Annotated in this window: 2 protein-coding genes; both read right to left on the reverse strand. The window is 76.4% G+C overall.

Annotated features, from left to right (window positions below; translation table 11 throughout):
• The coding region (locus CCN56_RS20620; RefSeq protein WP_143664579.1) for a condensation domain-containing protein at window positions 1-2086 on the reverse strand (2086 nt) is incomplete at its 3' end.
• Between the two features lies 1 nt (window position 2087).
• A complete protein-coding gene (locus tag CCN56_RS20625; protein ID WP_086828883.1) occupies window positions 2088-14678 on the reverse strand; it encodes a non-ribosomal peptide synthetase in 12591 nt (4196 codons plus the stop codon).
• Between the last annotated feature and the right edge of the window lie 10 nt (window positions 14679-14688).

The raw sequence follows: 14688 nt of genomic DNA on the forward strand, positions 1-14688 counted from the left end.
CCTCGGCGGGGAGGGTGTCGAGGAGCTCCAGGTGGCTGGGGGTGCCCTTGAGGAAGGTGGGGCGGGGGCCGCCGGTGGCCTCGGGGAGTTCGGCGATGTGGACGCAGCCGCCGGAGACGAGGGGCGTGTAGAGGCCGGTCACGGTGAGGTCGAAGGTGACCGAGGAGTGGACGAGGGCGAGGCCCGCCGCGTCCGGGTAGGCCTCGCGGCCCCGGCTCAGATAGGCGCCGACCGAGCGGTGCTCGACGACGACGCCCTTGGGGCGGCCGGTCGAGCCGGAGGTGAAGATCAGATAGGCGGGGTCGTGCGGGTGCGGCGCGGCCGTGTACGACGGCGCCTCGTCCTCGGTGACCGTGAGGACGGGCAGGTCGCCGTCGGGGAGTTCGGCGCCGGGTTCGGCGATCGCGAGGAGCGGGGCGCTGTCGGCGAGGACGGCGGCGATGCGCTCTGCCGGGTGCGCCGGGTCGAGCGGCACGTAGGCGGCGCCGGACTTGGCGACGCCGAGCAGGGCGACCACCAGGTCGGTGCCGCGCGGCAGCAGAACGGCGACGTGCGTGCCGGGGCCGGCCCCGCGCTCGGCGAGCGCACGGGCGACGGAGCTGGCGCGGGCGTCGAGTTCGCGGTACGTGAGGACGCGGTCCCCGGCCCGTACGGCCGGCGCGTCGGGGGTGCGGCGGGCCTGTGCGGTGAAGAGCTCCGGGAGGGTGGCGCCGTCCTCGGTACGGGCGGGGCCGGCCGCGGCGGTCAGGGCTCGGGCGCGGTCGGCCGGGCCGATGGGGTCGACGCGGCCGATCGGCAGGCCGGGCTCGGCGACGAGGGCGTCGAGGACGCCGAGGAAGCGTGCGGCGATGCCGGCCGCCGCCTGCTCGTCGAACAGGTCGGGCTGGTGGAAGAGCTTGAACCGCAGCCGCTCCTGGGGCATTCCGACGAGGCTGAGCGGGAAGTGGTTGGCGGAGTGGCTCTCGGCGCCGACGACCCGGACCTGGTCGGTTTCGGCGGACAGCCGCGGCGCCGAGTCGAAGGGGAAGTTCTCGAAGACGACGGAGGTGTCGAAGAGCGGGCCGAGACCGGTGCGGTGCTGGACCTCCATGAGGCCCACGTACTGGTGGGCGATCAGGTCGGCCTGGGCGCGGTGGACGCGGTCGAGGAGCTCGGTGGTGGTGAGGGCCGGGTCGAGCCGCACCCGCAGCGGCAGGGTGTTGATGAAGAGGCCCACCATCGACTCGATGCCGGGGAGTTCGGCCGGGCGGCCGTTGACGGTGACGCCGAAGACGACGTCGTCGGCGCCGGTCAGACCGGCGAGGACCAGCGACCAGGCGGCCTGGACGACCGTGTTGACGGTGACGCCTGCGGCCCGGGCGCGGGCGGTGAGCTCCCGGGTCCGCTCCTCGGTGAGTCCGAACTCGTGGCGGCCGGGGTCCTGCGGGGTGTGCTCGGCGCCCGCCGCCACCCGGGAGGGGGCGGCGAGTCCGTCGAGCATCCGGTCCCAGGCGGCCCGGGACGCGTCCGCGTCCTGGGCACCCAGCCATTCCAGGTAGCCGCGGTACGGGGCGACCGGCGGCAGCTGCCGGGCGTCGCCGTCCGAGGCGTACAGGACGTGGAACTCCTTGAGCAGGGTCGGCAGCGACCAGCCGTCGAGGACCGTGTGGTGGATGGTGAGCACCAGCCGGTGGCTCAGCTCGTCGAGCCGGATCAGGGTGAACCGGATCAGCGGCGGGCGGCCCGTGTCGAAGCGCCGCTCGCGGTCGGCGAGCGTCACCCGGCGGGCCTCGGCGTCGGCCTCGTCGGACGGGAGGTGGGACAGGTCGGCCTCGGTCCAGGGCAGCGGGGGCCGGGCGGCGACGATCTGCACCCACTCGCCGCTCTTGCGCTGCCGGAAGGCGACGCGCAGGCTCGCGTGCCGCTGCAGCAGCGCCTCGGCAGCCCGCCGGGCCCGGCCCGCGTCCAGCGGGCCCGCCAGGTGGAAGGTGGACTGCACGGTGTAGATGTCGGGGGTCGCCTCGTCGAAGACGCTGTGGAACAGCAGGCCACTCTGGAGCGGGGAGAGGGGCAGGATGTCGTCGACCGTGCGGGTGGTTCGGGCCACTTCAGTTCTCCCAGTCCGATGCCAGTTCGTCCTCGAACTCTTCGATCTCGCTCTGTGTGATCTCTATAAGCCCCACGTCATGCGGGGTGAGGCCGCCCGCGTCGGGCCGTTGCGCATAGGCCGCGAGGGCCGTCAGCGCCTCGGACCAGGCGTCCGCGAGCCGCTCCGCGTCCGCCTCGTCGAGGACGCCGGGCGCCCAGGTCCAGACGACGCCGAGCCGGGGCCCTTCGGCGCTCTCCTCAATGTGCGCGTTGATCTCGACGGCGTGGGCGAGCGGGGTCGCCGGGTCCTCGCCGTCCGGGCGGGGCAGGTCGGACGCGACCGACCAGTCCCCGGTGTCGCCGGGCACGTACCGGCCGAGGTAGTTGAAGCCGATCCCGGCGGTGCCGAGGCCCTCGAAGGCGGCGGCGGTGCCCGGGTCGAGGTACCGCAGCCTGCCGTAGCCGAGGCCGCCGTCGGGGACCGTCCGCAGCTGCTCCTTGACGTGCTTGAGGACCGATCCGGTGGCCGCGGTGCCGGCGAAGGCCTCGTCGAGGGCGACGCCTCCGGTGTCCAGGAGGACGGGGTAGAGGGCGGTGAACCAGCCCGTGGTACGGGACAGGTCCACGGTCCCCTCGCTCTCCCGGCCGTGGCTCTCGACGTCGATCAGGACGGGCGCGTCGCCGTCGCCGCGCCAGCGGGCGACGGCGAGGGCGAGGCCCGCGAGCAGGACGTCGTCGACGCCGGCCGAGACCACCGCGGGGGCGGTGGTGAGCAGGTGCCCGGTCGTCTCCGCCGACAGCGTCCGGCGCAGCTTCCGCGCGCCGCCCAGCAGGTCCCGGGCGGGGTCGAGGGCGCGGGAGCCGAGCGGCCGGCCGCCGCGGCGCAGCGCCCCGGTCCAGTGGTCGAGTTCGGCGAGGGTCGCGGGGGTGCCCGCCCGGTCGACGGCCCGCTGCGCCCAGCGGCGCAGTGAGGTGCCGCCGGTGCCGAGCCGGGGCTCCCGGCCGGCCTGGACGTCCTGCCAGGCCTGGAACAGGTCGGGCAGCAGGATGCGCCAGGAGACGCCGTCGATCGCCAGGTGGTTGACGGCCACGAGCAGCAGTCCCGGCCGGTCGCCGCGGTCGAACCAGACGACGCGGAGCATCACCCCGTCGCCGGGCGCGAGCCCGTCGACGGCGGCCCGTCCGTGGTCGCGGACGGCCTCGGCGAGGGCGTCCCCGTCGAGCCCGGTCGCGTCCACCCGGACCACGCGGTCCTCGGGCCGTACCGCGTCCGGCTCGGGGACGTGCACGGTCCAGGTGGAGGCGTCGCCCGGGTCGGCGACGTCGATCCGCAGCCGCAGGCTGTCGTGGCGGGCGAGGAGCGCGCCGACGACGGCGTGCAGCTTGTCCTGGTCGAGGGCGGCGGGGGCGCGCAGGATCGTCGTCTGGTTGAAGCGGTCCACGGGGACGCGCCGTTCGGCGAGCCAGTGGAGCATCGGCCAGGCCGGCACGTCGCCGGTCGCCTCGTCCGGTTCCTCGGTCTCGGCCGTGCCGGCCGCCGCGGCGGCCCGGGCCAGCTCGCCGACCGTGCGGTGGGTGAAGACGTCGGCACCGGTGATCTGCAGCCCCGCCCGGCGGGCGGCGCTGACCAGCTGGATCGCCATGATGCTGTCGCCGCCCAGGTCGAAGAAGGCGGCGTCCGCGTCGACGGCGTCCTCGGGGAGGCCCAGGACCTCGGCGAAGAGCCGCACCAGGATCTCCTCCTCGGCCGTCTCGGCGGTGCGGCCGCCGGCGGTGCCGAACTCGGGCGCGGGCAGCGCGGCCCGGTCGAGCTTGCCGATCGGGGTGAGCGGCAGTTCGGTGAGTTCGACGATCGCGGCCGGGACCATGTAGTCGGGCAGGCTGCGGCCGAGGTGCGCCCCGAGACCGGCCCGGTCGTAGCCGGTGCCGGGCACGGTGTAGGCGACGAGGCGCTTGTCGCCGGGCCGGTCCTCGCGGACGACGACCGCGGCGGCGGTCACGCCGGGGGCCCGGGTGAGCGCGGCCTCGATCTCTCCCGGTTCTATACGGAAGCCGCGGACCTTGACCTGTTCGTCGGCGCGTCCGGCGAACTCGACGAGTCCGTCGGCGGTCCAGCGGGCCAGGTCGCCGGTGCGGTACATCCGCTCGCCGGGCGGGCCGTACGGGTCGGCGACGAAGCGGTCGGACGTCAGGTCCGGGCGGTTCCAGTAGCAGCGGGCGAGGCCGCGGCCGGCCACGTACAGCTCGCCGGTGACGCCCGGCGGCACGGGCCGCAGCGCGTCGTCGAGGACGTAGTGGCGCATGGCGTCCAGGGAGCGGCCGATGGGCACGCTGTGCGTCCACCGGTCGGTGGTGGCGGGGTCGACGCGGTGCGAGAGCGCCATCACGGTCGCCTCGGTCGGCCCGTAGGCGTTGACGACCCGGAGGTCCGGGGCGTGGGCGAGGAGGCGGCGGACGGCGCCGGCGGAGACGACGTCGCCGCCGGTGGCGACCTGGCGAACCGAGGCGAAGGCCTCGGGGATCTCCTGGGCGAGGACCCGGAAGAGACCGGCCGTCAGGAAGAGGGAGGTGATCCCGGTGTCCTGGATCAACGCCCGCAGCGCCTCCACGTCGAGCTCGCCGGGCGGTGCGACGACCACCTCGCCGCCACGCAGCAGCGGCACCCAGAACTCCAGGATCGACGCGTCCCAGGCGTGCGGCGAGTGCAGCGGCACCCGGTCGGTGACGCCGTCCCAGCAGCGGTCGGCGGCGAGCTGCACGATGTCGCCGTGGCTGATGGCCACGCCCTTGGGCAGGCCGCTGGAGCCGGAGGTGAACATGAGGTACGCGATGCGTTCCGGGGTCAGCGGCACGGCGGGGTCGGTGGCGGGCAGGCCCGCGCCGTCCGCCCCGGCCTCCGCGCCTGCCTCGGTCTCGGCCAGGACCACCCGGGCGGTGGTGCCCAGGCCCTCGGCGCGTTCCCGGCACGCCTCGTCGACCAGCAGGTACGGCGCCTGGACCTGGTCGAGCAGCCACACGAGCCGCTCGTCGGGGTTGACCGGGCTCAGCGGCACATAGGCCGCGCCGGCCTTGACGATCGCCAGCAGGGTGACGGCGAGGGTCTCGGAGCGTTCCATGAGGACGCCGACCCGTGCCTCGGGTTCGAGGCCGCGGCGGAGCAGGGCGTGGGCGAGCCGATCGGCGCGCGCGTCGAGCTCCGCGTAGCTCAGGGTGGTGTCGCCGAAGGTGAGGGCGGGCGCGTCCGGGTGGGCGGCGACCCGCCGGGCGAAGAGCTCGGGGAGGGTGGCCGGTTCGGCCGGGGCGGCCGTCTCCAGCCACTCTCCGAGGATCCGCTCGCGTTCGCCGTCGACGAGGACGTCGTGGGCGGAGACGGGTTCGCCGGGCCGCGCGGTGGCCGCGTCGAGGAGAGCGACGAGGCGGCGGGCGATCCGGTCGACGGTCTCCCCGTCGAACATCTCGGCGCTGTACTCGACGGCGCCGGTCCAGCCGTCCGCGGTGCCCTCCTCGCCGAGCTGCTCGGTGAGGGCGACGGTGAGGTCGAACTTGGCGACGCCGAGGTCGACCTGAAGGGGGGTCACGTCGAGGCCGGGCATGGCGGCGACCTCGGCGAGCGCGGTGCCGCCGGAGCCGTCGAGGCTGAGCGCCACCTGGAAGAGCGGGTGGCGGGCGGCGGACCGCTGGGGCCGCAGCACCTCCACGAGCCGCTCGAACGGCACGTCCTGGTGGGCGAAGGCCGTCAGGTCGGCGTCCCGTGTCCGGCCGACCAGCTCGGCGAAGCTCGGGTCGCCGGACACGTCGGAGCGCAGCACGAGCGTGTTGACGAAGAAGCCGACCACGTCCGCGAGCGCCTCGTCCGTGCGGCCCGCGACCGGCGAGCCGATGGGCACGTCGGTCCCGGCGCCGAGCCGGGAGAGCAGGGCCGCGAGGGCCGCCTGCACGACCATGAACGGGGTGGCCCGCAGCTCGCGGGCGAGCGCGCCGATCCGCTCGTACACCTCGCGCGGCACGGTGAAGACGCGGCGTCCCGCGGTGTGCGGGCCGACCGCGGGGCGGGGCCGGTCGACCGGGAGCGTCAGCTCCTCGGGGAGTCCGGCGAGCGCCCGCTGCCAGAAGCCGAGCTGGCGGTCCAGCTCGCCCCCGTCGCCGCCCTGGTCGCCTTCCGCGCCCTCCCCGAGGTACGCGCGCTGCCAGAGGGCGTAGTCGGCGTACTGCACGGGGAGTTCGGGCCAGTCGGGCGCGGTGTCGCCGAGCCGGGCCGCGTAGGCGGTGGCGAGGTCGCGGGCGAGGACCGGCATGGAGGTGCCGTCGCCGGCGAGGTGGTGGACGACGACGAGCAGCACGTGCTCCTCGGGTCCGGTGCGGAACAGGCGTGCGCGGATCGGGAGTTCGGTGGTGAGCTCGAAGCCGCCCCGGGCGGTGGCGGCGATCCGCTCGTCCAGGTCGCCCGGCTCGACGGTGACGACGGGCAGGTCGATCCGGGCGTCGGGGACGGGCCGCAGCCAGGCGGTCGCGCCCTCGGCGCCGCGGTCGTCGACGACGGTGTGCAGGCTCTCGTGGCGGCGCACCACGTCGTCCAGGGCGGCCCGCAGCCGGTCGACGTCCAGGGTCCCGGCGAGCCGCAGGGCGACCGGGATGTTGTAGGTGGCGTCCGGTCCGGTGAGCCGGTGCAGCAGCCACAGCCGCTGCTGGGCCGGCGAGAGCGGGACGCGCGCCGGGCGCGGGCCCGCGGTGACGGCGGGTCGTACGGTGCCTTCGGCGCGGGCCAGGAGCCGTGCGAGTCCGGCCACCGTGGGCGCCTCGAAGAGCTCCCGGATGCCGACCTCGGTGTCGAGGACGGCCCGCACCCGGGCGGCGAGCCGCATCGCGAGGAGCGAGTGGCCGCCCAGGTCGAAGAAGGAGTCGTCGACGCCGACCCGGTCGACGCCGAGGACCTCGGCGAAGACCCCGGCGAGCAGCTCCTCGACGGGCGTCGAGGGAGCCCGGCCGCCGCCGGCCGGACGCGGGGAGCCGGGGGCCGGCAGGGCGGCCCGGTCCAGCTTCCCGTTGGCGGTCAGCGGCAGCCGGTCGAGCACGACGACGGCCGACGGGACCATGTAGTCCGGCAGGGACCGTCCCACGGCCTCGCGCAGTCCGCCGACGGCCGCGTCGCTGCCGGTGACCACGTAGGCGACAAGACGCCGGTCGCCGGGGGCGTCCTCGCGGACGAGGACCGCCGCCTGTGCGACCCCCGGCTCTCCGAGGAGCGCCGACTCGATCTCGCCGAGCTCGATGCGGAAGCCGCGCAGCTTGACCTGCGCGTCGGCGCGGCCGAGGTACTCCAGGGAGCCGTCCCTCCTCCTGCGGGCGAGGTCGCCGGTGCGGTACATGCGGGCGCCGGGCGCGCCGAACGGGTCGGCGACGAACCGGACGGCGGAGAGCCCGGGACGGCCCGCGTAGCCGCGGGCCACTCCCCCGCCGGAGACGTACAGCTCGCCCACGACACCGGTCGGGACGGGCCGGAGCCGCTCGTCGAGGAGGTGGACGCCGAGGTCGGGGATGCCGACGCCGATGGCGCTCGATGCGCCGGCGCGGGCGTCGGCGGCGGTCAGCCGCCGGTGGGTGACGTGGACCGTCGTCTCGGTGATGCCGTACATGTTGACCAGGGCGGGGGCGTCGTCGGCGTGCCGCTCGTACCAGCCGGCCAGCCGGGCCGGGTCGAGCGCCTCGCCGCCGAACACCACGTACCGCAGCGACAGTTCGGCGGCGCCGGCCTCCTCGTCGGCGCGCATCAGCTCGTAGAAGGCGGACGGCGTCTGGTTGAGGACGGTCACCCGCTCCCGCTCGAGCAGGCCGAGGAAGGCGGCGGGTTCGCGGCTCACCGCGTACGGGACGACCACGAGTCGGCCGCCGTGCAGCAGCGGCCCCCACAGCTCCCACACCGAGAAGTCGAAGGCGTAGGAGTGGAAGAGGGTCCAGGTGTCGCCGTGGTCGAAGCCGAACCAGTGCGCGGTGGCGTCGAAGAGCCGGAGCACGTTGCGGTGGGTGACGACGACGCCCTTCGGGGTGCCGGTGGAGCCGGAGGTGTAGATGACGTACGCGGGGTGGTCGGCGGCCGCGGCCGGTGCCGGGTCGGCGGGTGCGCGGCGGGCCAGGTCGGCGGTGGTCTCCTCGTCGTCGAGGGCGATCCACGGGCCGGCGTCGCCCGCGGCGGCCGCGAGGGCGGCGCGGGTGGCCCGGGTGCCGACGGTGAGCACCGGCCGGGTGTCGGCCAGCATGAACGCCACCCGGTCGGCCGGGTACTCGGGGTCGACCGGCAGGTAGGCGGCGCCGGACTTGAGCACGGCGAGCACCGCGACCACGAGCTCGGCCTCGCGGGGCAGGGCGAGGGCGACGAACCGCTCGGGGCCCGCGCCCCGCTCGCGCAGCAGGCCGGCGAGCCGGTTCGCCCGCTCGTTCAGCGTCGCGTACGTGAGCTCGGTGCCGTCGCAGGAGACGGCGACCGCCTCGGGGTGCGCCGCCGCGGCGGCCTCGAAGCGGCGGACCAGCGAGTCGCCGGCCGCGACGGGGGCGAGCGGTCCTGCCGGGGTGTGCGCCCAGTCGGTGAGCAGCAGGTGCCGCTCCTCCTCGCCGAGGAGGTCGAGGTCGGCGACGGCGCGCCGGGGGTCGGCGAGCGCGGCGCCGAGGAGCCGGACGAGGCGCTCCCCGAGCCGCTCGGCGGTGTCCGCGTCGAACATGTCGGCGCTGTACTCGAGGTCGGCCTCGATCCCGTCGGGCCCGGCGTCCGCCGTCTCGCGGGGCCGCAGGTGCAGGACGAGGTCGAACTTGGCGACGTCGGTCGTCACGTGGAGCGGCTCGACGGCGAGGCCGGGCAGGCCGTCGAGCGATCCGAGGGCCCGGCTCTGGTCGTCGCCCCACTCCACGACCACCTGGAAGAGCGGGTGGCGGGCGGCGGACCGCTCGGGGCGCAGCGCCTCCACGAGCCGCTCGAAGGGCACGTCCTGGTGGGTGAAGGCGGCCAGGTCGGTCTCCCGGACCCGGTCGACGAGTTCGGCGAAGGTGGGGTCGCCGGACAGGTCGGTGCGCAGCACGAGCGTGTTGGCGAAGAAACCGACCACGTCCGCGAGGGCGTCGTCGGGGCGGCCGGCGACGGGCGAGCCGATGGGCACGTCGGTGCCCGCGCCGAGCCGCGAGAGCAGGGCCGCGAAGGCGGCCTGCACGACCATGAACGGGGTGGCGCGCAGCTCGCGGGCGAGCCGCACCACGCCGGTGTGCAGTTCCCCGGGGACCTCGAAGCGGTGGCGTCCGGCCCGGTGCGGTCCGGCGGCCGGGCGCGGCCGGTCGGCGGGCAGGGCCAGCTCCTCGGGGAGGCCCGCGAGGGCGGTGCGCCAGTGGTCGAGCTGACGGCCGAGCGGAGAGTCGGGGTCGTCCTCGTCGCCGAGGGCGGCCCGCTGCCAGAGCGCGAAGTCGGCGTACTGCAGGGCCTGTCCGGCGGCGGCCGGTGCCGTCGCGGACGATGCTCCGGTGGCGGCCGGTGCCGTCGCGGGCGAGGCTCCGGAGGTCCGGGCCCGGTAGGCGGCGGCCAGGTCGCGGGCGAGGACCGGCATGGAGGCGCCGTCGCCGGCGAGGTGGTGGACGACGACGAGCAGCACGTGCTCCTCGGGGCCGGTCGCGAACAGGGTGACGCGGACCGGGAGTTCGGCGGTCAGGTCGAAGGGCGTGCCGACCGCCGCGGCGAGCGCCGCGTCGAGCCCTTCGGCCGGGACGGTCACCCGCTCCACGGCCGTCCGCCCGACGGCCTCGGCCGCCTCGACGATCCGCTGGTACGGACCCTCGTCGTCCTCGGCAACGAGGGTGCGCAGGCTCTCGTGCCGGACGACGAGGTCCCCGATCGCGGCGGCGAGCGCGTCGCCGTCCAGGGCCCCGGTCAGGCGCAGCGCCATCGGGATGTTGTAGGCGGCGTTCGGCCCGTCGAAGCGGTGCAGGAACCACAGCCGCTGCTGGGCGTACGAGAGCGGCAGCCGTTCCGGACGCGCGAGCGCGGTCGGCGCGGCGGCGGCGCGCGGTCCTGCGGTCACAAGGCGGGCCAGCTCGCGCACGGTGGGCGTCTCGAAGAGCGCGCGGACGCCGATCTCGGCGCCGAGCACGGTCTGCGCCCGGGCGACCAGGCGCATCGCGAGGAGCGAGTGGCCGCCCAGGTCGAAGAAGGAGTCGTCGACGCCGACCCGGTCGACGCCGAGGACCTCGGCGAAGACCCCGGCGAGCAGCTCCTCGACCGGTGTGGACGCGGCCCGGCCCTCCGTCGCGCGGAGTTCGGGCGCGGGCAGCGCCGCCTGGTCCAGCTTGCCGTTCGGGGTGACCGGGAGCCGGTCGAGGACGACCACGGCGGCCGGGACCATGTGGTCGGGCAGGGTCTCGCGGACCCGGGCCCGTACCGCCTCGGGCGCCACGACGGCGCCGAGCGCGGGCACGGCGTAGGCGACGACCCGCCGGTCCCCCGGCCGGTCCTCGCGGACGACGACGGCGGCCGCGGCGACCTCGGGCACGCTCGCGACGGCGGCCTCGATCTCGCCGGGCTCGATGCGGAAGCCGCGCAGCTTGACCTGCCGGTCGGCCCGGCCCGCGTACACCAGCTGCCCGTCCTCGCGGCGGTGCGCCAGGTCTCCGGTGCGGTACATGCGAGCGCCGGGCGCGCCGAACGGGTCGGCGACGAACCGCTCGGCGCTCAGGCCGGGACGGTCCAGGTAGCCGCGGGCGAGGCCGGGCCCCGAGACGTACAGCTCGCCGACGACCCCGGCCGGGACCGGCTGGAGGTGGGCGTCGAGCAGGTGCGCGTGGAAGCCCGGCAGCGGCAGGCCGATCGGCGGGGCGCCGGGGCCGGACAGCGGGGGGCTCATGGTGGCGCAGACGGTCGTCTCGGTCGGGCCGTAGGCGTTGACCATCCGGCGGCCCGCGGACCAGCGTTCGGCCACGTGCGGCGGGCACTGCTCGCCGGCGACGGCGAGGCTGCGCAGGGTGGGCAGCGCCTCGGGGGCGAGCTCCTGGAGCGCGGCCGGCGGCAGGGTCGCGTGGGTGACGCCGTGCTCGGCGACGGTACGGGCCAGCGGCGCTCCGGGCAGCAGCTCCTCGCGCGGAGCGAGGACCAGGCAGGCGCCGGCGAGCAGGGTCACGGCCACCTCGGACACGGTGGCGTCGAAGCTCGGCGAGGCGAACTGTAGGACGCGGCTGTCCGGTGCGACGTCGAACGCGGCCCGCTGGGCCCGGGCGAGCCCCGGGATGCCGGCGTGGGTGACGACGACGCCCTTGGGGAGGCCGGTGGAGCCGGAGGTGTAGATGACGTACGCGGCCTGCCCGGGGGCGGTCCGGCGCTCCGGCGCGGGGCCGCCGGTGGAGAGGTCGAGCGTCTCGACGTCCAGGCGCAGCGCCGGGGTCGGCGGCAGGTCGACGTCGGCGGAGGTGAGGACGACGTCGGGCGCGGCGTCCGCCAGCATGTACGCGATCCGCTCGGCCGGGTACCCGGGGTCGACCGGCACGAACGCGCCGCCCGCCAGGGCGACGGCGTGCAGGGCCACCACGAGGTCGGCGGAGCGCGGAAGCACGACGGCGACGCGCCGCTCGGCGTCCACTCCGGCGTCGGCGAGGATCCGGGCCAGCGCCCCTGCACGGTCCGCGAGTTCACGGAAGGTCAGGCGCTCCGCTCCGAAGACGACCGCGGGGGCGTCCGGGGTGCGGCGGGCCTGCTCGGTGAAGAGCTCGGGCCAGGTCCGCGGGGACTCCGCCGCCTCGGCCGGGCCCCGGCCGAGGGCGATCAGCTCCGCGCGTCCGGCGGCGTCCTCGGCGGAGATCCGGCCGACGGGCGTGCCGGGCTCGGTGACGACGGTGTGCAGGAGCCGGCGGAACCGGTCGGCGATCCCCGCGGCGCGCTCGGGGCCGAGCACGTCGGTGCGGTGGTGGACGCGGACGTGGAGCCCGCCGTGCACCGGGCTCGCCTCCAGGGCGAGCGCGTAGTGGGTGACGGAGTCGTGGTCGACGCCGCCGACCTCGAGACCGGCGCGGCGTGCGGCGTCGCGCAGCGCGTTGGCGTCGAGCGGATAGTTCTCGAAGACCATCGAGGTGTCGAAGAGCTCGCCGAGTCCGGCGGCCCGCTGGATGTCGACCAGGCCGAGGTGGTGGTGGTCGACCAGCCGGGCCTGCTCCAGCTGGAGGCGGCGCGCCAGCTCCCCGACGGGCTCGTCGGCGCGCAGGGCGGCGCGCAGCGGGACGGTGTTGATGAAGAGGCCGACCATGTCGGCGACGCCGGGCAGTTCGGCGGGACGCCCGCTCACGGTGGTGCCGGTGACGACGTCGTCGCGGCCGGTCAGCCGGGCCACGAGGAGCATCCACGCCACCTGGACGAGGGTGTTGACGGTGACGCCGAGGCGACGGGCCGCCGCCTCCATGCCCTCGGTCGGGACGGTGAACTCCAGTCGGCCGGGCTCCTGGTGCGCGGGGGCGGGGCCGGTGGCGAGGAGGGTGCCGCCGTCGAGTCCGGCGAGCGCGTCCCGCCAGGCCGCGGTGGCCGCCTCCCGGTCCTGCCCGGCGAGCCAGGCCAGGTACTCGGCGTGCGGGCGGGGCTCGGGGAGCGGGTCGCCCAGGTAGTGGGCCATGAGCTCGCGCAGGACGACGGGGAGCGACCAGCCGTCCCGGACGCTGTGGTGGGTGGTGACGACGAGGGTGCTGCGGTCGCCGCGGGCGACGAGGGTGTAGCGGCTGAGGGGCGCGGCGGTGACGTCGAAGCCGCGGCGGCGGTCGGCGTCGAGGAGCGCGGCCAGCGCCTCGTCGGACCGGGCGTCCGCGCCGGTCAGTTCGGTCTCCGTCCAGTCCAGCGGCGGCTCGGCGAGGACCACCTGGACGGGCGTGCCGGCGGAGGTGCGGCGGAAGGCGGCCCGCAGCGCGGTGTGCCGGCGCTGCACCTCGGCGGCGGCGGCGCGCAGCCGGGCGGGGTCGACCGGGCCGACCAGGTCGATGCGGAGCTGGGAGACGTACGGGTCGTCGGCGCCGTCCCCGTACAGGTGGTGGAAGAGCAGGCCCTCCTGGAGCGGGGCGAGGGGCAGCAGTCCGGCCACGCCGGGGTCCGCCTCCAGCTCCCGGATCTCGTCCTGGGTCAGCTCGACGAGCAGGTCGGAGGGGGTGTGCCCGCCGGCGCCGGGAAGGGCGGCGTGGGCAGCGAGGCCGCGCAGCGCGGCGAACCACAGCTCCGCGAGCCGGGCGGCGGCCTCGTCGTCGACGAGGGCGCGGGCCCAGGTCCAGGTGGCGACGAGTTCGAGCCCGTCGGGGCCCTCGTGGGTGGCCGCGTTGACCTCGACGACGTGCGAGAGCGGGACGTCCGGGGCCTCGTCGGCGCCGAGGCCGGCCAGCTCCCAGCCCGCGCCGAGCGCGCCGCCGGCGCGCAGTCGGCCCATGTAGTTGAAGCCGATCTGCGGCTCGTGCCTGGCCGCCAGGTCCGGCGCCGTGCCGGGGTCGACGTGGCGGGCGAGGCCGTAGCCGATGCCCTCGCGCGGGGTGGTGCGCAGCTGCTCCTTGACGGAGCGCAGCACGTCGCCGGCCTCCCGCGTGCCGTCGAGGACGGCTCCGGGTCCGGTCTCGCCGGTGTCGAGGCGGACGGGGTGGGCGACGGTGAACCAGCCGACGGTACGGGACAGGTCGGCGCCCGGCACGAGGTGCTCGAAGCGGCCGTGGCTCTCGACGTCCACGAGGAGTCCGGCCCGGTCGCCGCGCCACTGGGGCACGGCGGCGGCGAGCGCGGTCAGCAGGACGTCGTCGGGGCTCGCGTGGTAGGCGGCGGGGACGGAGCCGAGGACCGCCTCGGTCACGTCGGCGGGGAGCCGCAGGGTGAGCCTGCCGCCGGTGGAGCGCAGGTCGAGGGCGGGGTCGAGGGGGCGCGGGCCGAGCTGCGGGTCGCCGCCGTCGAGCAGCGCGCGCCAGTGGTCGGCGTCGTCCGCGGGCAGGGCGACGACCGCCTGCGCCCACTGGGCGAAGCTCGTGCCGACGGCGGTCGGCGCGGGCTCCCGGCCGGTGCTGACGGCCTGCCAGGCCTCGGCGAGGTCGGGCACGACGACGCGCCAGGAGACGCCGTCGACGGCGAGGTGGTGGACGAGGAGGAGGAGGAGGCCGGAGTCGGCGGGGCCGCGGTCGAACCAGACGGCGCGCAGCACCCGCCCGGCGGCGGGGTCCAGCTCGTCACGGACGCGGGCCGCCTCGGCGGCCACGAGCGCGGCGAGCACCTCGTCCCGGTCGCCGGCGCCGTCGGCCGGGACGGCCGCAGCGGGGGCGGTGGCGCCGCCTGTCGGCGTGCCCGGGGCCGTACCAGTGGCGTCGCCCGTCGGCGTACCCGGAGCCGTACCGGCGGCGTCGCCCGTCGGCTTGCCGTGAATCGTGGCCGTGGCGTCCACGCGGGTCAGGCAGGACGCGGCCGGGACGGACCCGGCGATCTCGAACGCGTGCCGGTCGACCACCCGCATGCGCAGCATGTCGTGCCGGTCGAGGACGGCCTGGAGGGCGGCCTCCAGGTGTTCGCGGGAGGTCGGCGGCACCTTCAGCACCAGCGACTGGTGGTACTGGGCGACCCTGCCGCCCCGGTCGACGAGCCGTCGCATGAGCGGCAGG

The organism is Streptomyces sp. NRRL B-24572 (genome assembly GCF_002156145.1).
GTDB lineage: Bacteria > Actinomycetota > Actinomycetes > Streptomycetales > Streptomycetaceae > Streptomyces > Streptomyces vietnamensis.

Excerpts from the sequence above, each read along its gene's own strand:
- CCN56_RS20625 (WP_086828883.1), bottom strand. The coding sequence starts at position 14,678 with ATGCGACGGCTCGTCGACCGGGGCGGCAGGGTCGCCCAGTACCACCAG.